A 21,431-nucleotide genomic window follows, 5' to 3' on the forward strand; every position below is an offset into this window, starting at 1 on the left:
GGTCACCGGCCCGCCGTCGTCCTGCTGCCGTTCAGCCCATTTTGTGGGAAAGCCTCAGCCGTGGTCGGTGCCGTTGGGCTGCCAGGCGCCCGTGACGAGGTAGGTGACCTTCTGCGCCACGGAAACGCCGTGGTCGGCGAAGCGCTCGAAGTAGCGGCTGGCCAGGGCCACATCCACCGTGGTTGCCGGCGATTCGGCCCACTCCGGAGCCGCGATGGCCTTGAACACGCTCAAGTGCAGGTCGTTGATGGCGGAGTTGGCCTTCAGGATGTCCCGGGCCACTTCCAGGTCGCGGGTTTCGAGCAGCTTGGTGAGGCTGTCCGCGATGTTCTGGTCCAGTTCCGCCATCCGGCTGAAGGTTTCCGTCATGGCTGCCGGGATCACCGTGGACGGGAACCGCAGGCGCGCCAGCTGGGCGATGTGCCGGGCCAGGTCACCCATGCGTTCGAGCGAGGCGCTCATCCGCAGGGAACCCACGATCATCCGGAGGTCGCTGGCCACGGGACCCTGGAGGGCCAGGATGTCGATGGCCCGTTCGTCGAGGCTGTTCTGCAGGAAGTCAATGCGTGCGTCAGCAGCAATAACATCCTGGGCGAGGTCCACGTCGGCCACCTCGAAAGACGTGGTGGCCTTGTCCATCGCCTCGCTGACCAGCCTGGAGATCTCCACAAGCTGGTCACCTACCTGGGTGAGCTCTTCCTGAAAAACCTTACGCACAGGGCGTCCTTTCCTTGGAACTCCCGCCCGCCCGCGTGCGGGCAGCAGGAATCATGTCGCCGTTCGGCACTCCAACCCGTTACTCTGCCAGTGGCCGGTGAACGGTTGAGCCCCTGCAGGTGAACGTTAGTTGAACCGTCGGCGCAGGCCGCCCGGACGCGCCGTGGAGGTCCCGGCCAGAGCATAAGGTGGAGCTGTGGATCCTATGCTCATCGGTATGCTGGCCGGCCTGATCGGACTGGCGCTTGGCACCTTTGGCGTGCTCGCGTACCGGGTCAGCGAACGGCAGCGCAAAATCCTGGACGTCGACGCCGGCGAAATCGCACTCCCGGCCGGTGCCGCCGAGGTGCTGGCCGTCGTCGGCCGTGCCTTCGTGGTGGTGGACGCCGTGGACGGGGTGGTGCGCGCCAGTCCCGCCGCCTACGCTTACGGGCTGGTCCGCGGCCACACTGTGGTGCACAAGGAACTCCTGGACATGACAGCCGGGGTCCGCCGCGACGGTGTGATCCTGGAAAAGCAGCTGGAGCTGCCCCGCGGCCCGCTGGGCCAGGGCACCATCATCGTCCAGATCCGGGCGGCCATGCTCGGCGAGGAATTCATCCTCCTGCTCGCGGATGACCGGACCGAGATCACCCGCACCGAGGAAATCCGCAACGACTTCGTGGCGAACGTGTCCCACGAACTCAAAACCCCCGTCGGCGCCATCTCGCTGCTGGCCGAGGCCCTGGAATCCTCCGCGGATGACGAGCTGGCCGTCCGCCGGTTCGCCAAGCGCATGCACAAGGAATCCGGCCGGCTCGCGGCCCTGGTGCAGGACATCATCGAGCTTTCCCGGCTGCAGGGCGCCAGCGTCACCCAGCAGGGCGGACCGGTGGACGTCAACGCCGTCATCACCGAAGCCGTGGACCGCTCGCAGCTTCCTGCCGAAAGCAAAAACATCAGCATCGTGGTGGGCGGCCGGACCGAAGGCAGGGTCTTCGGCGACCAGGACCTCCTGGTGACCGCGCTGCGCAACCTGATCGACAACGCCATCCGCTACTCGCCACCCAACACCCGTGTGGGGATCGGGGTCCGCTCGAAGGAAGGCCTGGTCGCCATCTCAGTGACCGACCAGGGCGAGGGCCTGAGCCCCGAGGACCAGGAGCGCGTGTTTGAGCGTTTCTACCGCGTGGACGCCGCGCGTTCCCGGCACACCGGCGGCACGGGCCTGGGCCTGAGCATCGTCAAGCATGTCGCTGCCAACCACGGCGGGGAAATCACCCTGTGGTCCCAACCCGGCCAGGGTTCCACCTTTACCCTCCGGCTGCCGGAAATGGAAGGCCAGGACGACGACGCGGCGGAGCCCGCCAGTGCGCCGGCCACCGCCCGCAAACCTACTCTCACCCATGTACCCCGCGCCACCGGCGCCACAGAACGAGGAGCTAGCGCTTGAGCAGGATTTTGATTGTGGAGGACGAGGAATCGTTCAGCGATCCGCTGTCCTATTTGCTGGGCAAGGAAGGATTCGAGGTGGAGGTTGTGGACAACGGCCTGGACGCCATCACCGAGTTCGACCGCAACGGGGCGGACCTGGTGCTCCTGGACCTGCAGCTGCCGGGCCTCTCCGGCACCGAGGTGTGCCGCCAGCTGCGCCAGCGTTCCAGCGTCCCGGTGATCATGCTGACCGCCAAGGACTCCGAAATCGACAAAGTGGTGGGCCTGGAACTCGGTGCTGACGACTACGTCACCAAACCCTACTCGTCCCGCGAACTCGTGGCCAGGGTCCGGGCCGTGCTGCGGCGCCAGGGGGAGCCGGAAGAGCTCATCTCCGCAACGGTCCAGGCCGGTCCCGTGCGAATGGACATCGAACGGCACGTGGTCAGCGTGGACGGCGGCCAGGTCCTGTTGCCGCTCAAGGAATTCGAGCTGCTGGAAATGCTGCTCCGCAACTCGGGCCGGGTACTGACCCGGGGCCAGTTGATCGACCGCGTCTGGGGCTCGGACTATGTGGGCGACACCAAAACCCTCGACGTACACGTCAAGCGGCTCCGCAGCAAAATCGAGCCTGACCCCTCGGCGCCGCGGTACCTGGTGACCGTCCGCGGGCTGGGTTACAAGTTCGAACCGTAAACCGCGCCGCGGCGCGGCAACACAAAAGGGAGGGGCCAGCTGGCCCCTCCCTTTTGTGTTGCGCTGCGGTGGCCGCCTTAGTGGGCAGCTTCTTCGGAGGCGGACGGCGTGGGCGACGCGGTGTCCGTGGGTTCGGCGGTGGTGCCTGCCGGGACGTAGTCCTTGTACTCGGCGATGGAGCTGTCCAGCACCGGAACCTTGACGGTTTCGTTGACGTTGGTGCCGCTCTCACTGATTTTCAGGTCCACCAGTGACCCGGGAATGCCGCCGGTGGTGCTGAGGATGGCCTCGTCGGTGCTGTTGTTCAGCAGCGTGTACGAGTTGGCCTTGACGGGGACCTCGGTCTGCGAGCCTTCGGAGCCGTTGACGGTCAGCGTCACATCCTGCGAGGAGGAGTTGTAGACGGCGCCCAGCACTCGGCCCGGCTGATCCTCGCCAGCGGAAACGACCAGGAAGTTCCGCAGCTGCAGCGGGCCCAGGTCGGCGACGATGCCGTCCGAGGCAGCGTACTGCTCCTTGGTCTGCTGCGGCGTGATGTATCCGCAGCCCGATACCGTCAGCAGGCCCGCGCACAGGGCGGCAGCCGTCAGTGCCATTTTGCCGCGCCCGGCCCGGTTCATCGCAGTGAAACGCACGTCAGTACTCCTCGAGAGTCTTGAAACATTATTCAGCCCTTAGCCTATCCGCAAAGGGGCTCAAACGCGGATTCGAAGACCTGCGCAACACCCTTGGCAGCCCCGGCCAGATGCACTATTATCCGCTTTCGTCAAGGGGTCCCGACGGGCTGATTGGGCCCATTTTCCGCGTATTTCTGCGGTTGCGGGGCCGTTCCGCGGCCGGTCATATGCCTTAATCGTGATAAACTGGGTGCCGGGAAAGGGGAAATGTCCACATGGTATTTGAGGTTGGCGAGACAGTAGTTTACCCTCACCACGGTGCTGCGAAAATTGAAGAAATCAAGATGCGCACCATCAAGGGCGAAGAGAAAATGTATCTCAAGCTCAAGGTGGCCCAGGGTGATCTGACCATTGAAGTTCCAGCAGAAAACGTAGACCTTGTTGGGGTCCGGGACGTGGTGGGCAAGGAAGGCCTGGAGCATGTCTTCGACGTCCTCCGTGCCGAGTTCACCGAGGAACCCACCAACTGGTCGCGCAGGTACAAGGCAAACCTCGAGAAGCTTGCCTCCGGTGACGTCATCAAAGTGGCAGAGGTCGTCCGCGACCTGTGGCGCCGCGATCACGACCGGGGCCTTTCCGCAGGCGAGAAGCGCATGCTGGCCAAAGCCCGGCAGATTCTGATCTCAGAACTGGCGCTGGCAGAAAAGACCGACGAAGAGAAGGCAGCAAGCGTTCTCGACGAGGTCCTGGCTTCCTAAGAATCGAACCCCGGTGGCACCTGGAGTGCCGCCGGGCTTCTTTTTGCCCAAAAACAGGGCCGGCTGGGGGCTTGGCCGGGCAAGGCTTCCTGGACGTAGGCTGGTCCGCATGAGGAATTCATCCACCCGCCCGGTCACCGCGGTGATCCTGGTGGCAGCAGGATCAGGGCAACGGCTCGGCTACGGCATGCCCAAGGCGGCAGTGCCCCTGGGCGGCGACACCATCCTGATCCATGCCTTGCGGGGCATTGTTGCCGCCGGCGTCGGCGTGCAGATCTGCGTGGCCCTGCCGGCCGGCGACGACGGGCTCCGCGCCCAGTGCGATGCGTTCCGGGACGAACTGGCCGACGGCGGACCCCTCCTGACAGTGGTGGACGGCGGCGCTACCCGCGCCGGCTCGGTCCGGGCCGGCCTCGCTGCCCTGATGGAAGGCGTGGAGGCGGTCCTGGTGCACGATGCCGCCCGCGCCCTCACCCCCGAAGCCGTTTTCCACCGCGTGGCCGACGCGCTGGACGCGGGGGCGGAAGCGGTGATTCCCGCCGTCGCCGTGGTGGATACCGTTAAGACCGTGGTGGCCACGGACGGCGGGGACGCCGCCATCGCCCCCGAACTCGTGACCGGGACGGCGCCCCGCGAGGAACTCCGCGCCGTCCAGACCCCGCAGGGCTTCCGGCTGGCAACCCTGTTGGAGGCGCATGCCGCGGCAGCGGCGCTCGACCCGGCATCGGCGGCTGCCGTGACGGACGACGCCATGCTGGTGGAAATGCTGGGGACTCCCGTTTACGCGGTCCGGGGTTCCACCCAGTCCCTGAAGATCACCACACCGCTGGACCTGATCCTCGCCGAAGGCCTCCTGGAAGGCCCGCTCGGCGCCCGTTGGGTGGAGGGATGACCGTGGACCAGCCCGCAATGATCATTCCCCGGACCGGCATCGGCATCGACGTCCACGCCTACGACCCTGGCGAACCTGCCCGTCCCCTCTGGCTCGGCGGACTCCTGTGGCCGGGCGAACGCGGCCTCGCGGGCCATTCGGACGGCGACCCCGTGGCCCACGCCGCGGCGGATGCGCTGTTCTCCGCCGCCGGCATCGGCGACCTGGGCACACACTTCGGGACGGACCGGCCCGAATTCGCCGGCGCCTCCGGTGTGACCCTCCTCGCAGAAGCGGCGCGGATCGTCCGCGCCGCCGGTTTTGAGATCGGTAACGTCGCCGTCCAGTTCGTGGCGAACAGGCCAAAGTTCGGCCCGCGCCGCGAGGAAGCCCAGACCGTCCTCAGCGATGCAGCGGGGGCGCCCGTCAGCGTCACGGCCACCACCAGCGACGGGCTGGGATTCCCCGGCCGCGGCGAAGGCATCTCCGCCATGGCCACCGCCCTGGTCTATCCCCGGGCAGCCGGCCCCATCGGCTAATCTGGACCGGTGACCCTGCGCTTCTATGACACTGCCTCCGCCGAAGTCCGCGACTTCGTTCCCCTCGTCGCGGGCACGGCCAGCCTCTACTACTGCGGGGCCACGGTGCAGGGGATGCCGCACGTGGGGCACATCCGCTCCGCCATCGCCTTCGACCAGCTGACACGCTGGCTCACCCATCGCGGACACCGGGTCACGGTGGTCCGTAACGTCACGGACATCGACGACAAGATCCTGGCTAAGTCCGCCCAGTCCTTCAGTCCGGAGTTCAGCGGCGGCCCCGGTGAAATTGTGGCCGAAGAGTGGTGGGCGCTGGCGTACCGCTACGAGCAGGAATTCCTGAAGGCCTACGACGCCCTGGGCGTCGGCCGGCCCACCTATGAACCGCGGGCCACCGGGCACATCCCGGAAATGCACGCCCTGATCCAGGACCTGATCGACCGCGGCCACGCGTACCCTGCTGTGGACGATTCCGGGGACGTGTACTTCGATGTCCGGTCCTGGGCCAGGTACGGGTCCCTGACCCGCCAGAACATCGATGACATGCAGGCCGCGCCGGACGCCGACCCCCGCGGGAAAAAGGACCCCCGCGACTTCGCCCTCTGGAAGGGCACCAAGGCAGGCGAACCCGCGTCCGCCGGCTGGGCATCCCCCTGGGGGACCGGCCGGCCGGGCTGGCACCTGGAATGCTCCGCCATGGTCACTAAATACCTGGGCACCGAGTTTGACATCCACGGCGGCGGGCTGGACCTCCGCTTCCCGCACCATGAGAACGAAATGGCCCAGTCGCAGGCGGCGGGCCACGGCTTCGCCAACTTCTGGATGCACAATGGCATGGTCACCTACCAGGGCGAAAAAATGTCCAAGTCCATCGGAAACACCGTCAGCCCGGCGGAGATGCTGGAACTGGCCCCCGCCCGCGTGGTCCGCTATTACCTGGGCCAGGCCCATTACCGGTCCATCCTGGACTACCGGCCCACGTCGCTGCAGGAGGCCGCCGCCGCCGTCGAACGCATTGAAGGCTTTATGGGCCGGGCGGTCCAGGCCCTGGCCGACGGCGGGACCTACAGTTTCGCCACCTACGGAACCGTTCCCGAAGCCTTCGGCAACGCCATGGACGATGACCTGAACGTGCCGGCGGCGCTGGCGGTGCTCCACGAGACGGTCCGGCTGGGCAACACAGCGCTCACCGAAGGCCGGCTGGAGGAGGCCCGAGGAGCCCTGCATCAGGTCCACGACATGCTCCGGGTCCTGGGCCTGAACGATGTTGCTTCCGGCCCGGCGGGGGATGGGCGCGAAACCGGCGCCCTCGCCGTCCTGGTCCAGGCCCAGCTCGCCGCCCGGACCAAAGCACGGGCAGACAAGGACTGGGCAGCCTCGGACGCCATCCGGGACACCCTTGCCGCGGCGGGTGTGGTGGTGGCGGACGGCCCGGACGGCGCCACCTGGAGCCTGAAACGCGGCTGAGCCCTCGGATCCGCCCCGATTGAGCCGATTTTTCTGCTGTCCGTAGACTGGTAGGCAGACTCAGTCAACACAATCAAGGGTGGAACACAATGGCCAACAACGGTCGCCGGTCTATTAAGGCAAAGAAGGGCCCAACCATCGGAACCGGTGGACATGGCCGCAAGGCTCTCGAAGGCAAGGGTCCCACCCCCAAAGCCGAGGACCGCCCGTACCACAAGGCCCACAAGTCCAAGCAGCTGTCCGAGCGTTCCGCCGCCAAGCGCGGCACGGGTGCCCGCAGCGCCGGCGCCAGCAGGACCGGACCCAAGGGCCGCGCCACCGAAGAAGTGGTGACCGGCCGCAACTCCGTGGTGGAGGCACTGCGTGCCGGCATCCCCGCGAAGGCGCTGCACATCGCGATCCGCATCGAAATGGATGACCGGGTCAAGGAATCCCTGAAGCTCGCCGCCGAACGCGGCATCCCGCTGCTGGAAACCGGCAAGCCCGAGCTGGACCGGATGACCGACGACGCCGTGCACCAGGGCCTGGTCCTGCAGATCCCGCCGTACGAGTACCAGGACGCCTACGACCTCGCCGAGGAAACCGTGGACAAGTGGAAGAAGGGGCACGTTGCCAACGCGCCGCTCTTTGTTGCCTTGGACGGCATCACCGATCCCCGCAACCTGGGTGCCATCATCCGCTCTGTTTCCGCCTTCAGCGGTCACGGCGTCATTGTCCCGGAGCGCCGCTCCGTGGGCGTCACTGCCTCGGCCTGGAAGACCAGCGCCGGCGCAGCCGTGCGGGTCCCGGTGGCCCGTGCCGCCAACCTGAACAGCGCGCTCAAGCAGTTCAAAGGCATGGGCATTTTTGTGCTGGGCCTCGACGGCGACGGCGACGTGTCGCTGCCGGACCTCACCCTCGCCACCGAACCCGTGTGCATCGTGGTGGGCTCCGAGGGCAAGGGCCTCAGCCGCCTGGTCCGCGAGAACTGCGACCAGATCGTCTCCATCCCGATCGATTCGGCCATGGAATCCCTGAACGCCTCCATGGCCGTGGGCATTTCCCTGTACGAAGTCTCGCGCCAGCGCGCCACGAAGTAGCGGACGCCCGTTCCGTAGCTGTTACCCGGCCGTCATATCGGCGGCCGGTCAGTCTTATGTGCCGCTGGCGGCTAAAATTTTAGGTGATGGTCATGCCGCTCTTCGACACCGCTTCCACCACGGACACCTCCACGGCGGTGCCGCTGGGTGTCAGCGTGCCGCGTCCGGAAACCAGCGGCGCCGGGCACCACGGGACGGCCCGGGCCAACGTTGCCTGCTACGCTCCGGGCGTCCCCAGCCTGGAAATCGTCTACATCGCCCCGGGCGGGGACTGGCGGGTGCAGGCGCTGCCCAACGTCACCCACGGCGTCCACCACGGCATCGTGGCGGACCTGCCTGTTGGATCCCGGTACGGTTTCCGGCCGGCGTCGCCCGAGCAGTCCCTGCCGCTCGCGGTGCCCACCCGGGATGTGGATGACGCCGGCGGCCAGCCGCTGCTGCTTGATCCCTACGGCCGCGCCATTGACCAGCGCGACGGGTTCCTCACCAGCGTCCGGATGGCATCGGCCTTCGACTGGGGCTCCGACGCCCGCCTGGGCCTGCAGTGGCGCAACACCATCATCTACGAGGCCCACGTCCGCGGGCAGAGCATGCTCCACCCCGACGTGCCGGAGGAACTGCGCGGGACGTACGCCGGCATGGCCCACCCTGCCGTGATAGCGCACCTCCAGGGACTGGGCATCACGTCGGTGCAGCTGCTGCCGGTGCACTTCCATCTGGACGAACCGCACCTGCAGGACCTTGCCTTGACCAATTACTGGGGCTACAACACTGCAGCGTTCTTCGCGCCCCACCCCGGCTACGCCACGCGGGCCGCGCAGGACGCCGGGCCCCAAGCCGTCCAGGACGAGTTCAAGGGCATGGTGAAGCTCCTGCACGCGGCCGGCCTGGAAGTCATCCTGGACGTCGTCTACAACCACACGGCCGAAGGCGGCCCGGACGGGCAGACCCTCAGCTTCCGTGGCCTCGGTGAAGACAGGTATTACCGCACCGACGGGAACGGCCGGTACCTGGACACCACGGGCTGCGGCAACAGCCTGAACTTCGGTGAACCCCGCGTGGTCCAGATGGTCCTGGATTCCCTGCGCTACTGGGTGGACGAGTTCCACATTGACGGGTTCCGGTTCGACCTGGCCGTGACGCTGTGCCGCAATGCCGCCAACGAATTCGACCCGCGGCACCCGTTCCTGGTGGCCATCGCCGCCGATCCTGTCCTGTCGGACGTGAAGCTCATCGCCGAACCCTGGGACGTGGGCTACGGCGGCTGGCAGACCGGCCGGTTCCCTGCCGGCTGGGTGGACTGGAACGACCACTTCCGGGACTCCGTCCGGTCCTTCTGGCTCGCGGACCGCGCCGCCATCGACGCCGGCGGCCAGGGCGGTTCCGTGGCCCGGCTCGCCGATGCCCTCTCCGGCTCGGCAGCACTGTTTGAAGGCTCGGGCAGGTCCCGGCTCGCCTCGGTCAACCTGGTCACCGCCCATGATGGGTTCACCCTCCACGACCTGGTGTCCTTCGACCGGAAACACAACGAAGCCAACGGTGAGCAGAACCGCGACGGCCACGGCGACAACCGCAGCTACAACCACGGTGTGGAGGGCCCCACCGAAAACGGGGCCATCCTGGCCAAACGGGCCCAGTCCCGCCGGAACCTGATGGCCTCGCTGCTGGTCTCCCTCGGCGTGCCCATGATCACCGCCGGCGACGAACTGGCCCGCACCCAGCAGGGCAACAACAACGCCTACTGCCAGGACAATGCCATCGCCTGGCTGGACTGGACCCGCACGCCGGAGTCGGAGGAGATGCTGCGCAGCACCACGCGGTACATCCGGCTGCGCAAGGAATTTTTGGCCGCCCAACGGCACGACTTCCCCGTCCGGGATGAACAGTCCTACCTTTACTGGTTCGACCAGAGCGGCCAGCCCATGAGCATGGACGCCTGGAACAATCCGCAGCACCGCGTGGTCCAGCTCCTGCTGGGCTCCGACGACGGCACCCTGGCCGGGCTGGTGGTGGTCAACGGCAGCACCTCGGACGTCCAGATCACCCTGCCGGCGATCGTCGGCAGCGCTGCCCCCCGGATGTTCGAACTCCGGGTCACCACCTCGCCCCTGCACGAACTGCGCAAGGGCGGCAGAGTGGCGTCCGGCGAAAAGGACCTGGTGGAGGCAAACTCCATCAGCATCTACCGCACCTAGGCTTCGGCCCAACCCTGTCGGAAGGCAGCACAGCACCCCCATGAAGATTTACTCAGGCGACACCTGGACCCTTGCCGAACTGCAGGAGCAGGTGTCCGATCAGGGCCGCCGCAGCCTCCTGGTTCCGGCCGCCGACAGCAAACGGGCGGTCCTGGAGACCTTCGGGGAGGTCCTCAGCTTCCCGGCTGAATCCGACGCGGACCTTGACGCGCTCAACGACTCCCTGCACGACTTCGCGGACAGCATCGCTGACAACGGCAACCCGCCCGTGACGGTCCTGTGGCAGGTGGCGGGACCGTTCCGCAGTGACCGTTCCTTCGGAATTATCTGCGAGGTCCTCCAGGACGCCGAGCGTTACGCGGGAGCTGACCTTTCGGTGACGGCAGTCCTGCTCTGAGCTGAGCGCGCCGATACGCAAAAAGCCGGGTCCGGCAGCCTTTTCATCCCTGCCGGACCCGGCTTTTTGTCCTGTCAGGCGTTGACGATCAGCCCGAGCTCAGCCTTGGATGCCAGCGCGTCGTGGCGGGGGAGGACCCGGACCGTGTAGCCGAAGGAGCCGGACCTGTCGATCACCAGGGAACCGCTGAACAGGTGGCGGCCGCCACCCAGGTCCTCCTGCGCCTTCAGTTCCATCAGCGTGATGTCCGTGAGGCTGTCGCTTTCCTCGGCCCGGCCGTAGGCCACTTCAACGCAGACATCCTCCGGCGTGAGGGCCTGCAGCGCCACGTACGCGTTGACCTGGAGTGTGTCGCCGATCTGCGGATCCTCCGAGACGTTCACGGAGTCCACGTGCTCCACACTCACGTGCGGCCAAGCCGCACGCACCCCCGCGGTCCAGGCTGCCAGGGTGCGGGCCTGGGAGAAGGAATTCGCGACGGCGGTCCGGCCGGCTTCCGCCGCCGGGCGGTACAGGATGTTGACGTAGTCGCGGAGCATCCGCTCGGCGGACACAGCGGGGCCCAGGTGCGACAGGGTGTGCTTGATCATCGACACCCAGTGCGTTGGCACCTTCTCAGCGGCCGACGTCGACGGTCCTGCCGCGCCCGCAGCCTCGGAAACGGTGTTGCCGTAGAACCTCGGCGCCACCTGCGTTTCGAGCAGTTCGTACAGCGCGGCCGCCTCGATATCGTCGCGTTCCTCCGGTGAGGCCCCATTGTTGGCGGTGGGAATCGCCCAGCCGTTTTCGCCGTCGTACATTTCATCCCACCAGCCGTCCAGGACGGACAGGTTCAGCGAACCGTTCAGTGCCGCCTTCATGCCTGACGTGCCGCAGGCCTCCAGCGGGCGGAGCGGGTTGTTGAGCCACACGTCGCAGCCCGGGAACAACGTCCGGGCCATGGCGATGTCGTAGTTGGGCAGGAACGCGATCCGGTGCCGGACCTCGGGATCATCGGTGAACCGGACCAGGTCCTGGATCATCTTTTTGCCGGCGTCGTCCGCCGGGTGCGACTTGCCCGCAATGACCAGCTGGATGGGATGGTCCTTGTGCAGGAGCAGTGCCTTCAGGCGGTCGGGTTCACGGAGCATCAGCGTGAGCCGCTTGTAGGTGGGCACGCGGCGGGCGAACCCGATGGTCAGCACATCCGGGTCGAGGACCTTCTCGGTCCAGCCCAGCTCCGCGTCGGCGGCGCCGCGCTTCTTCCACGCGGCCCGGAGCCGGCGGCGGACATCATCCACCAGCGCCGAGCGCATTTCCCGGCGCAGCGCCCACACATCGGCGTCGCTGACGTTGTAGGCGAGGTCCCAGCGGCCGTTGGCCTCCGCTTCGCTGCCGAACTGGTCGCGGGCCAGCTTGGAGATCCGGCTGTCCACCCACGTGGGCACGTGCACGCCGTTGGTCACGGACGTGATGGGCACCTCGGAGTGGTCAAAGCCCGGCCAGAGGGCCGAGAACATACCGCGGGACACCTCGCCGTGGAGCTTGGCCACGCCGTTGGCCCGCTGCGCCAGCCGCAGGCCCATCACGGCCATGTTGAACACTGACGGGTTCCCATCGGCGTAATTCTCCCGGCCCAGTTCCAGGATCCGGTCAACAGGAACCTCGGGGGCCAGCCCCGCCTGGAAGAAGTGGTTGATCTGGGCGATCTCGAACCGGTCGATGCCGGCGGGAACCGGTGTGTGCGTGGTGAACACCGTGGAGGCCCGGCCAGCGGCGAGTGCCTCGTCGAAGGTCAGCGCCTGCTCACCGGCCATCAGCTCCTGGATGCGTTCGATGCCCAGGAACCCGGCATGGCCTTCGTTGGTGTGGAAGACCTCCGGTGCAGGGGTCCCGGTCAGCTGCTGGAAGGCGCGCAGCGCCTTCACCCCGCCCATGCCCAGCAGCAGTTCCTGCTGCAGCCGGTGGTCCCCGCCGCCGCCGTACAGGCGGTCGGTGATGCCGCGGGCGGCGTCGTCGTTGCCCGGCACGTTGGAGTCCAGGAGCAGCAGGGGAACGCGGCCGACGTCGGCCCGCCAGATGTGTGCCAGCAGCCGGCGGCCGTTGGGCAGGGGCAGCGACACCTGCAGGGGCCGGCCGTTGCCGTCCGCCGAGGGTTCCCGGAGCAGCGTCAGTGGCAGCCCGTCCGGGTCCAGTACGGGGTACGTCTCCTGTTGCCACGCATCACGTGACAGGGACTGTTTGAAATAGCCGGCCTGGTAGAGCAGGCCGACGCCGATCAGCGGTACGCCGAGGTCCGAGGCGGCTTTCAGGTGGTCCCCGGCCAGGATGCCCAGGCCGCCCGAGTACTGCGGCAGGACCTCGGTAATGCCGAACTCCGGCGAGAAGTAGGCGATCGCCGCGGGCGCTTCCGGCCCGAGGCCCTGGTACCAGCGGGGCTCGTCCAGGTACCGGTCAAGATCCGCCGCGGCGGCACTGATCCGGTCCACTACCGACTGGTCGGCTGCGAGTTGTTGGAACTCCTCCCGGCTGACCAGGCCCAGGAAGCTAACAGGGTCCTGCCCGCTTTCCGCCCAGATCCTGGGGTTCAGGGCGGCGAAAAGTTCCCTGGTGGGGCGGTGCCAGGACCAGCGCAGATTGCTGGCCAGCCGCGACAGCGGACGGATGGGCTCGGGGAGGACTGTACGGACCGTAAACCTGCGGATTGCCTTCACCTGCGTCACACTAACGGACAACTTCCGCGGCTGGAACAAGCACAGGGTTTCTTTTGGGTAAATGACAGGAATGACGTGCGCCACGGCGCAAAAGGTGCGCAGGCTTAGCAAATTCCGGCTTTTCTCGCTAACGTCGAGCCTGTGACGACTAACCCAGGAAACACAGCCGCATCCACGACGAAACCAACGGGCAGCATCACTGAGGGCCTGCGCTTCGGACGTTTTCCGATCACCGCCGTACAGCCGGTCATCGAAGACGGGGCGTTCCCGGCCAAGGCCGTGCCGGGAGAAGGAATCGTGGTGGGCGCCACCTCATTCCGCGAAGGCCACGACCAGCTGGGCGTCAGCGCCGTCCTGCACGACGCCGCAGGCGCCGAGCGCCAGCGCGTCCGCCTGGCCCCGCCCCGCGGGGAACGCGGCATGGGTACCGACCGCTGGGAAGGCATCCTCACGCCGTCGGAACCCGGCAACTGGACGTTCAGTATTGAAGCCTGGCATGACCGCTACGGCACGTGGCACCACAACGCGGAGGTGAAGATCGCCGCCGGCGTGGACGTTGAGCTGATGCTTGCCGAAGGTGCGGCGCTGCTGGGCGAAGCCGCGAACGACGAGTCCCGCGACGGAAACGACAGGGACGTCCTGGGCCGGGCCGCGCAGGCCCTGGCCGACACCGGTCGCAGCACCGAGGAACGTTTGGGCGCCGGATTCGGCGCCGACGTCACGGACGTTGTGGCCCGCCAGCCCATCCGCGAACTTGTCACTGTTTCGCGCCGCTACCCGCTGCTCGTGGAGCGCGAACGTGCCGGCCGCGGGGCCTGGTACGAGTTCTTCCCCCGTTCCGAAGGCGCCGTTAAGGACCACACCACCGGCGCCTGGACCTCGGGAAACTTCCGCACGGCCGCGAAGCGCCTGGACGCCGTGGCGGCCATGGGCTTCGACGTCCTGTACATGCCGCCCATCCACCCGATCGGCGTACAGCACCGCAAGGGCCCCAACAACACCCTCATTGCCGGCCCCAACGACCCCGGCTCGCCTTGGGCCATCGGCGCGGCTGAAGGCGGCCACGACGCCATCCACCCCGACCTGGGCACCTTTGAGGACTTTGACGCCTTTGTGGCGCGGGCCACCGAATTGGGCCTCGATGTAGCCCTGGACCTGGCGTTGCAGGCCGCCCCTGACCACCCCTGGGTGGCGTCAAACCCGGAGTGGTTCACCACCCGCGTGGACGGCAGCATTGCCTACGCGGAAAACCCGCCGAAAAAATACCAGGACATTTACCCGCTGAATTTCGATAATGATCCGGAAGGACTTTCCCGCGAAATTCTCCGGATTGTCCTCCTGTGGGTCAGCCATGGCGTAAAGATCTTCCGGGTCGATAATCCGCATACCAAACCCGTGTGGTTCTGGGAATGGCTGATCGCCGAAGTGGACAAAAACGTGGACGGCGTGGTGTTCCTCGCCGAGGCCTTCACCCGCCCCGCCATGATGCACGCGCTGGGCCGGGCCGGGTTCCAGCAGTCCTACACCTACTTCACCTGGCGCAACACCAAGGCGGAGATCGAGAAGTACTTCGCCGAGGTCAGCCACGAATCCGCGGCTTTCTTCCGGCCCAACTTCTTTGTCAACACCCCGGACATCCTCACCGAATACCTGCAGTTCGGCGGCCCGGCAGCGTTCAAGATCCGCGCGGTCCTCGCCGCCACGGCCAGCCCGCTGTGGGGTGTGTACGCCGGCTACGAACTCTACGAGCACGTTGCCCGGCCCGGTGCCGAGGAATACATCGACAACGAAAAGTTTGAGTACAAGGCCCGCGACTGGGACGGTGCTGCCGCGTCCGGCCGCACCCTGGCGCCGTTCATCACCCGGCTCAACCACCTCCGGCACAACCACCCGGCGCTGCAGGACCTGCAGAACCTGACGGTCCACCACACCACTGACGACGCCACGGTGGCCTACTCCAAGCACAAGACCCTGCCGGACGGAACGAAGGACACCATCATCGTGGTGGCCAACGTGGACCCGCACGGCGCCCGCGAGTGCACGGTGGTGCTGGACCTGGCCGCCCTGGAACTGGACCAGCAGGACCTGACCCCCGGCGGCGGTTTCTACGTCGATGACCTGCTCACCGGTGAAAGCTGGGAATGGGGCGAGTACAACTACGTCCGCCGCGACCCGCACCTTGAACCCGCCCACATCCTGAGCGTGAGGAGAATGCATCAGTGAATTTCAATCCGCAGGGTGCCAGCCAGCATTTCACCCCCAAAAGCAGCTTTGAGCTGAACGCTCCGGGCCTGCAGCACGACCCGCTGTGGTACCGGAAGGCCGTGTTTTACGAAGTGCTCGTCCGGGCCTTCGCGGATGCCAACGGCGATGGGTCCGGTGACTTCTCCGGCCTCATCGACAGGCTCGACTACCTCCAGTGGCTGGGGGTGGACTGCCTCTGGCTGCCGCCGTTCTTCCAGTCGCCGCTGCGTGATGGTGGCTACGACATTTCCGACTACAACTCCGTCCTGGACGAGTTCGGCACCATCAGCGACTTCAAGCGCCTGGTCGCCGAGGCCCATGCCAGGGGCGTGCGGGTCATCATCGACCTGCCCCTGAACCACACCTCGGACCAGCACCCTTGGTTCCAGGAATCCCGCAAGGACCCTGACGGTCCGTTCGGCGACTTCTACGTGTGGAGCGATACGGACGAAAAGTACGAGGACGCCCGCATCATCTTCGTGGACACTGAGGAATCGAACTGGACGTTTGATCCGATCCGCCGGCAGTTCTTCTGGCACCGTTTCTTCGGCCACCAGCCGGACCTGAACTTCGAAAACCCCAAGGTCATCGAAGCCCTGTTCGACGTGGTGCGCTTCTGGCTGGACCAGGGCATCGACGGCTTCCGGGCCGACGCCATTCCGTACCTCTTCGAAGAGGAGGGGACCAACTGCGAAAACCTGCCTGCCACGCACGACTTCCTCCGGAAACTGCGCACCATGGTGGATGAAAGCTACCCGGGCCGGGTGATCATCGCCGAAGCGAACCAGCCGCCCAACGAGGTGGTGGAGTACTTCGGAACCGAGGAGGAACCGGAATGCCACATGGCCTTCCACTTCCCCATCATGCCGCGGCTGTACTACGCGCTGCGCGACCAGAAGGCCGCGCCCATCATCGAAACCATGCAGGACACCCCGGAAATCCCCGAGGGGGCCCAATGGGGTACGTTCCTGCGCAACCACGATGAGCTGACCCTGGAGATGGTGACCCCGGACGAGCGCGCAGCCATGCTGGGCTGGTACGCCCCGGATCCCCGGATGCGGGCCAACATCGGCATCCGCCGCCGGCTGGCCCCGCTGCTGGACAACTCCCGCGCCGAGATTGAACTGATCAACGCGCTGCTGCTGTCCCTGCCGGGCAGCCCGTTCCTGTACTACGGGGACGAGATCGGCATGGGCGACAACATCTGGCTGGACGACCGCGACGCCGTGCGCACGCCCATGCAGTGGAACCCCGACCGCAACGCGGGATTCTCCAGTGCCGACCCCGGCAAGCTGTACCTGCCGCCCATCCAGTCGCTGGTGTACAACTACGCCATGGCCAACGTGGAAGCGGAATCCGCCCACTCGGGTTCGCTGCTGCGCTGGACCCGGCAGATCCTCAGCGTCCGGCGCAACCACCCGGCCTTCGGACTCGGCGGCTTCAAGCACGTCGAGGCCGACCACGACGCCGTCCTGTCGTACCTGCGTGAACTCCCGGAGGGGAATTCGGCGGGGGCCGACAGCGAGACGATCCTGTGTGCCTTCAATCTTTCCCAGCACCCGGTGGCAGCCAAGCTGCGGATTCCGCAGTACGCGGGGCGGGGCCTGCGGGACGTTTTCGGCGGCCAGCCGTTCCCGGGCATCAGCGAGGACGGGACGCTGACGCTCACGCTGGGCAGCCACGATTTCTTCTGGCTGCGGATCCGCTCGGCGTCGTCAAATCCGGCCTCACCGTATACGCAGGCCTTGCCGATCCTCTCGATCGAGAACTGATATGAGCCAGCCCATCCTCACCCCCGCCCTGACTGCCCTGCTTCGGGAATGGCTTCCGAGGCAGCGCTGGTTCCCCGTGAAAACCGACGACTTCGAGATGTCCCAGGCGGGCAGCCTTGGCCTGGCGGACCCCGCCGGGCACGCCGGGCTCGCCGTCTTCATCCTGAACGTCACCACCAGGACGCCCGACGGCGGTCCCCGGACCTCAGTGGTCCAGGTTCCGTTGAGTTTCCGGCCCGCCCCCGCGGCCGGGATGGAGCGGGCCCTCGTGGGTCAGGCTGCCGGGACCGACCCGTCCCGGACCTGGGTCTACGACGCCGTCCATGACCCCGACTTCGTGGCCGCCTGGCTGGAACTCATCCGGCACCAGGGCACCGCGCCCACCGGGACGGCCACCGGCTTCAAGGTGGCCGGCGACTACCGCCTGCCCACCGCCCGGGGCGTGGTCAAGGTCCTCTCCGGTGAGCAGTCCAACAGTTCGGTCATTGTGGACGACGGCGAATCGGCAGCGATCGTCAAATTCTTCCGGGTACTCTCCGACGGCACCAACCCCGAGGTGGAAGTGGGTTCCGCCCTGACGGCCGGCGGCACCACCGAGGTGCCGGCCACGTTGGGCTGGGTCCGCGGGGAGTGGCTCGCCCAGGGCCCGGTCAACGGTGCCGGCGCCGGGCAGTCCGGCAGAAGCACCCGGACAGTGCAGGGCGAACTGGCAGTGGCCCACGAATTCCTGGCAGGCGGCCGCGACGCGTGGCGGCTGGCAGTTGACGCCGCCCGGTCCGGTACCGACTTCACCGCGGAAGCCCACGCGCTTGGCGCGGCCACGGCCACCGTCCACCGCCGGCTCGCGGCAGCGCTGGGTACCTCTGCCGAACCCTCGTCCGGGACCGTGATCGGACCCGCTGTTGCACAGCGCGTCCGCGAGGCCTGGGCGGAAGCCGGTCCCGCCGTCGGGCCCTACAACGACGCCCTCGACGACCTGCTGGCAGGGCTCGACGGCGTCGCCGCGGGTCCGCTGCAGCGGATCCACGGCGACCTCCACCTTGGCCAGATCCTGCAGGTGCCCGGCAGCGCCGGCGCCTCACGGTGGGCCATCCTGGACTTCGAGGGTGAGCCCCTGCGGCCCATCGCCGAACGGAATGTCCCGGACGTTCCGCTGCGGGACGTGGTGGGGATGCTCCGGTCCTTCGACTACGCCGCGGGCGCCGCGCTGCGCGAACAGGACGGGGCGCAGGTTCCCGATTCCTGGGTGGATGACTGCGCGGACGCGTTCCTGGCCGGCTACGCCGGCGTCAGGGCCGGCACCGTGGACCGGGAATCGCCGCTCTTTGTGGCATTGTGGCTGGACAAGGCGCTTTATGAAGTGGTTTACGAAATGCGCAACAGGCCGGACTGGCTGGCGATCCCCGTGAACGCCTCCAGACGGCTCCTGGGCAGTAATGGCGCCGGCATCCTCGCCGGGGCAGCATCGGAAGGCAATGAAATGACAGGCTCAGCACAGACCGACCGCCCCGGGGCGCCGCTGCCGGTGGACGCCGACACGCTGGGCAGGATCGCGAACGGCGAACACCACGCCCCGCACTCCGTCCTCGGCGCGCACCTTGACGACTACGGCCACGTGACAGTCCGTACCGTCAAGCATCTGGCGGAAGCCGTCTCCGTGGTGACGTCCGCCGGGTCAGTACCCATGGAGCACGAGGCGCACGGCGTTTGGGTGGCGGTCCTGGAACCGCTGCAGCAGGGCCATGTGCCCGACTACCGGCTTTCCGTGACCTACCCCGGAGCCGACGCCGTCACGGTCGACGAGCCGTACCGCTACCTTCCCACCGTGGGCGAAGTGGACCTGCACCTGATCGGCGAAGGCCGGCACGAAAAACTCTGGGAGGTGCTCGGGGCGCACGTCCAGCACTACAAGTCATCGCTGGGTGACGTGGACGGCGTGTCCTTCGCCGTGTGGGCCCCCAACGCCCAGGCCGTGCGGATCAAGGGTGACTTCAACGGCTGGGACGGGCGTGAGAACTCGCTCCGGTCCTTGGGCTCCTCGGGGGTCTGGGAAATCTTCGTTCCCGGCGTTGTAGCAGGGGCGTGCTATAAATTCGAGATCCGGACCAAAGCCGGCTACTGGGTGGAAAAAGCCGATCCGCTGGCCTTCGGGACCGAGGTTCCGCCGCTGACCGCTTCACGTGTCGTGGAGCCCTCCTACGCTTTCAAGGACGCCGAATGGATGGCGGCCCGCGCTGAGCGTGACCCGCACAACTCAGCCATGAGCGTCTACGAGGTCCACCTCGGCTCCTGGCGGCTGGGCCTGGGCTACAAGGAACTGGCCACCGAACTGGTGGACTACGTCAAGTGGCTCGGCTTTACGCACGTCGAGTTCATGCCCGTGGCCGAACACCCGTTCGGTGGCTCCTGGGGCTACCAGGTCACCTCCTACTTCGCGCCGACATCCCGCTTCGGGCACCCCGACGAGTTCCGCTTCCTCGTGGATGCGCTGCACCAGGCGGGAATCGGCGTGCTGCTGGACTGGGTGCCGGCCCACTTCCCCAAGGATGCCTGGGCGCTGGCCAAGTTTGACGGCGAAGCGCTCTACGAGCACGCCGACCCGAACCTGGGCGAGCACCCTGACTGGGGCACCCTGATCTTCGACTTCGGCCGCTCCGAGGTCCGGAACTTCCTGGTGGCGAACGCCTTGTACTGGCTGGAGGAGTTCCACATCGATGGGCTGCGGGTGGATGCGGTCGCCTCGATGCTGTACCTGGACTACTCCCGCGAGGAAGGACAGTGGCAGCCCAACCGGTTCGGCGGCCGCGAGAACCTGGAGGCCATGTCCTTCCTGCAGGAAGTGAACGCCACTGTCTACAAAACGCACCCCGGTGCCGTGATGATCGCCGAGGAATCCACGGCGTTCCCCGGCGTCACCGCGCCCACCAGCCACGGCGGGCTGGGCTTCGGCCTGAAATGGAACATGGGCTGGATGCACGATTCCCTGTCCTACGCCGCCGAGGAACCGATCAACCGCAAGTGGCACCACGGGACCGTCACGTTCTCGCTGGTGTACGCGTTCACCGAGAACTTCCTGCTGCCCATCAGCCACGACGAGGTTGTGCATGGCAAGGGTTCGATGCTGCGGAAGATGCCGGGTGACCGTTGGCAGCAGCTGGCCAACCTGCGCGCCTTCTTCGCCTACCAGTGGGCACACCCGGGCAAGCAGCTCATCTTTATGGGCACGGAGTTCGGCCAGGAAGCCGAGTGGTCCGAGCAGCACGGCCTGGACTGGTGGCTTGCCGATATCCCGGCCCACAAGGGACTGCAGCTGCTGACCAAAGACCTCAACGAGCTCTACGCTGCCACCCCGGCACTGTACGAACGGGACAACGAACCCGGCGGGTTCCAGTGGATCAACGGGGGAGACGCGGACCGCAACGTCCTGTCCTTCATCCGGTGGGACACGAACGGCAACGCAGTGGTTTGCGCCATCAACTTCTCCGGTGCGCCCCACGTGGGCTACACCCTGGGGGTTCCCGTTGCCGGGGCGTGGAACGAGGTGCTCAATACCGACCATGCCACCTATGGCGGATCGGGCGTCCTGAACGATGGCCCGCTGGTTGCCACCGACGAAGGCCAGGACGGGCAGCCGGCAACGCTGACCGTCACGTTGCCGCCGCTGGGTGCCGCGTACTTCACCGTGGGTGCTCCGGCCGCAGGCTGACATCTCTCCAATCGGTAACGCTTATCTGCGGAACACCTCGAAGGCCCGGAATCCCCGTGATTCCGGGCCTTTTGGGCCCAACCGGGGGAGCGTCGGATGAGCGTAACCGGGCCGGGTGGTCTTCCCGGCCAAGTGGTGGTACAGTTTATTTCCGCGCTGCTCCACGGAGTCAGACCGAAAACCCCGGCCGTCTTGCTTTACAGCTATGAAGGCCGCGGATCCCGGTTTGACAGACTGGAATGCAGCCGGTAAGTTTGAAAAGTTGCT

The 21,431-nt window shown here is 66.8% G+C and carries 15 protein-coding genes; 12 read left to right on the top strand and 3 right to left on the bottom strand.

What is annotated here, in order from left to right; all coding sequences use genetic code 11:
* Nucleotides 1-54: 54 nt before the first annotated feature.
* A complete protein-coding gene (gene phoU, locus ACU18_RS16965) occupies nucleotides 55-717 on the bottom strand; it encodes a phosphate signaling complex protein PhoU (RefSeq protein ID WP_050687517.1) in 663 nt (220 codons plus the stop codon).
* Nucleotides 718-922: 205 nt separating this feature from the next.
* Here phoU and ACU18_RS16970 point away from each other — a divergent pair, with 205 nt between their 5' ends.
* Both ACU18_RS16970 and ACU18_RS16975 read left to right on the top strand, forming a co-directional pair.
* Nucleotides 923-2,149: a sensor histidine kinase gene (locus ACU18_RS16970; RefSeq protein ID WP_050687519.1), complete on the top strand. Its 1,227-nt coding sequence runs from the start codon at nucleotides 923-925 to the stop codon at nucleotides 2,147-2,149.
* On the top strand, nucleotides 2,146-2,826 hold the full coding sequence (locus ACU18_RS16975) for a response regulator transcription factor (protein ID WP_050687521.1): 681 nt from the start codon (nucleotides 2,146-2,148) through the stop codon (nucleotides 2,824-2,826). Before ACU18_RS16970 ends, ACU18_RS16975 begins: the two co-directional genes overlap by 4 nt.
* Nucleotides 2,827-2,903: 77 nt before the next feature.
* Here the strand turns inward: ACU18_RS16975 and ACU18_RS16980 are convergent, their stop codons facing one another.
* On the bottom strand, nucleotides 2,904-3,461 hold the full coding sequence (locus ACU18_RS16980) for a hypothetical protein (protein ID WP_432245616.1): 558 nt from the start codon (nucleotides 3,459-3,461) through the stop codon (nucleotides 2,904-2,906).
* Nucleotides 3,462-3,718: 257 nt separating this feature from the next.
* Here ACU18_RS16980 and ACU18_RS16985 point away from each other — a divergent pair, with 257 nt between their 5' ends.
* From ACU18_RS16985 to ACU18_RS17015, 7 genes are all read left to right on the top strand, one after another.
* Entirely contained in the window at nucleotides 3,719-4,201 is a 483-nt protein-coding gene (locus ACU18_RS16985; protein WP_011690592.1) for a CarD family transcriptional regulator, read from the top strand.
* Nucleotides 4,202-4,310: 109 nt separating this feature from the next.
* Entirely contained in the window at nucleotides 4,311-5,093 is a 783-nt protein-coding gene (ispD, locus tag ACU18_RS16990) for a 2-C-methyl-D-erythritol 4-phosphate cytidylyltransferase (protein ID WP_050687525.1), read from the top strand.
* Nucleotides 5,094-5,110: 17 nt separating this feature from the next.
* A complete protein-coding gene (ispF, locus tag ACU18_RS16995; RefSeq protein ID WP_432246010.1) occupies nucleotides 5,111-5,611 on the top strand; it encodes a 2-C-methyl-D-erythritol 2,4-cyclodiphosphate synthase in 501 nt (166 codons plus the stop codon).
* Between the two features lie 9 nt (nucleotides 5,612-5,620).
* Nucleotides 5,621-7,078, top strand: a complete 1,458-nt coding sequence (gene cysS / locus ACU18_RS17000) for a cysteine--tRNA ligase (protein ID WP_050687528.1) — start codon at nucleotides 5,621-5,623, stop codon at nucleotides 7,076-7,078.
* An 89-nt stretch (nucleotides 7,079-7,167) separates the two neighbouring features.
* Nucleotides 7,168-8,157, top strand: a complete 990-nt coding sequence (rlmB, locus tag ACU18_RS17005; protein ID WP_050687530.1) for a 23S rRNA (guanosine(2251)-2'-O)-methyltransferase RlmB — start codon at nucleotides 7,168-7,170, stop codon at nucleotides 8,155-8,157.
* Nucleotides 8,158-8,243: 86 nt separating this feature from the next.
* The gene (gene glgX / locus ACU18_RS17010; RefSeq protein ID WP_050687532.1) at nucleotides 8,244-10,352 is read left to right on the top strand and encodes a glycogen debranching protein GlgX; all 2,109 of its coding nucleotides are present in this window, start codon (nucleotides 8,244-8,246) and stop codon (nucleotides 10,350-10,352) included.
* Nucleotides 10,353-10,392: 40 nt separating this feature from the next.
* A complete protein-coding gene (locus ACU18_RS17015; RefSeq protein ID WP_050687534.1) occupies nucleotides 10,393-10,749 on the top strand; it encodes a barstar family protein in 357 nt (118 codons plus the stop codon).
* 74 nt (nucleotides 10,750-10,823) lie between these two features.
* Here ACU18_RS17015 and glgP read toward each other — a convergent pair whose 3' ends face one another.
* Entirely contained in the window at nucleotides 10,824-13,442 is a 2,619-nt protein-coding gene (gene glgP / locus ACU18_RS17020; protein ID WP_197273611.1) for an alpha-glucan family phosphorylase, read from the bottom strand.
* Nucleotides 13,443-13,583: 141 nt separating this feature from the next.
* Between glgP and ACU18_RS17025 the strand changes: the two genes are divergently transcribed.
* Genes ACU18_RS17025 through ACU18_RS17035 form a run of 3 tightly spaced genes read left to right on the top strand, consistent with a single transcriptional unit; the run spans nucleotide 13,584 to nucleotide 21,164 of the window.
* Nucleotides 13,584-15,665 carry an alpha-1,4-glucan--maltose-1-phosphate maltosyltransferase gene (locus ACU18_RS17025; RefSeq protein WP_050687537.1) on the top strand — a complete coding sequence of 694 codons (2,082 nt, stop codon included), beginning with the start codon at nucleotides 13,584-13,586 and terminating at the stop codon, nucleotides 15,663-15,665.
* The gene (gene treS, locus ACU18_RS17030; protein WP_050687538.1) at nucleotides 15,662-17,458 is read left to right on the top strand and encodes a maltose alpha-D-glucosyltransferase; all 1,797 of its coding nucleotides are present in this window, start codon (nucleotides 15,662-15,664) and stop codon (nucleotides 17,456-17,458) included. Before ACU18_RS17025 ends, treS begins: the two co-directional genes overlap by 4 nt.
* 1 nt (nucleotide 17,459) lies before the next feature.
* The gene (locus tag ACU18_RS17035; protein WP_050687540.1) at nucleotides 17,460-21,164 is read left to right on the top strand and encodes a 1,4-alpha-glucan branching enzyme; all 3,705 of its coding nucleotides are present in this window, start codon (nucleotides 17,460-17,462) and stop codon (nucleotides 21,162-21,164) included.
* Nucleotides 21,165-21,431 lie beyond the last annotated feature (267 nt).

Source organism: Arthrobacter sp. ZBG10, from assembly GCF_001238605.1.
GTDB lineage: Bacteria > Actinomycetota > Actinomycetes > Actinomycetales > Micrococcaceae > Arthrobacter.

Excerpts from the sequence above, each read along its gene's own strand:
- ACU18_RS17035 (WP_050687540.1), top strand. The coding sequence starts at position 17,460 with ATGAGCCAGCCCATCCTCACCCCCGCCCTGACTGCCCTGCTTCGGGAA.
- glgX (WP_050687532.1), top strand. The coding sequence starts at position 8,244 with ATGGTCATGCCGCTCTTCGACACCGCTTCCACCACGGACACCTCCACG.
- ACU18_RS16985 (WP_011690592.1), top strand. The coding sequence starts at position 3,719 with ATGGTATTTGAGGTTGGCGAGACAGTAGTTTACCCTCACCACGGTGCT.
- rlmB (WP_050687530.1), top strand. The coding sequence starts at position 7,168 with ATGGCCAACAACGGTCGCCGGTCTATTAAGGCAAAGAAGGGCCCAACC.
- ACU18_RS16970 (WP_050687519.1), top strand. The coding sequence starts at position 923 with ATGCTCATCGGTATGCTGGCCGGCCTGATCGGACTGGCGCTTGGCACC.
- ispF (WP_432246010.1), top strand. The coding sequence starts at position 5,111 with ATGATCATTCCCCGGACCGGCATCGGCATCGACGTCCACGCCTACGAC.
- ACU18_RS17015 (WP_050687534.1), top strand. The coding sequence starts at position 10,393 with ATGAAGATTTACTCAGGCGACACCTGGACCCTTGCCGAACTGCAGGAG.
- ispD (WP_050687525.1), top strand. The coding sequence starts at position 4,311 with ATGAGGAATTCATCCACCCGCCCGGTCACCGCGGTGATCCTGGTGGCA.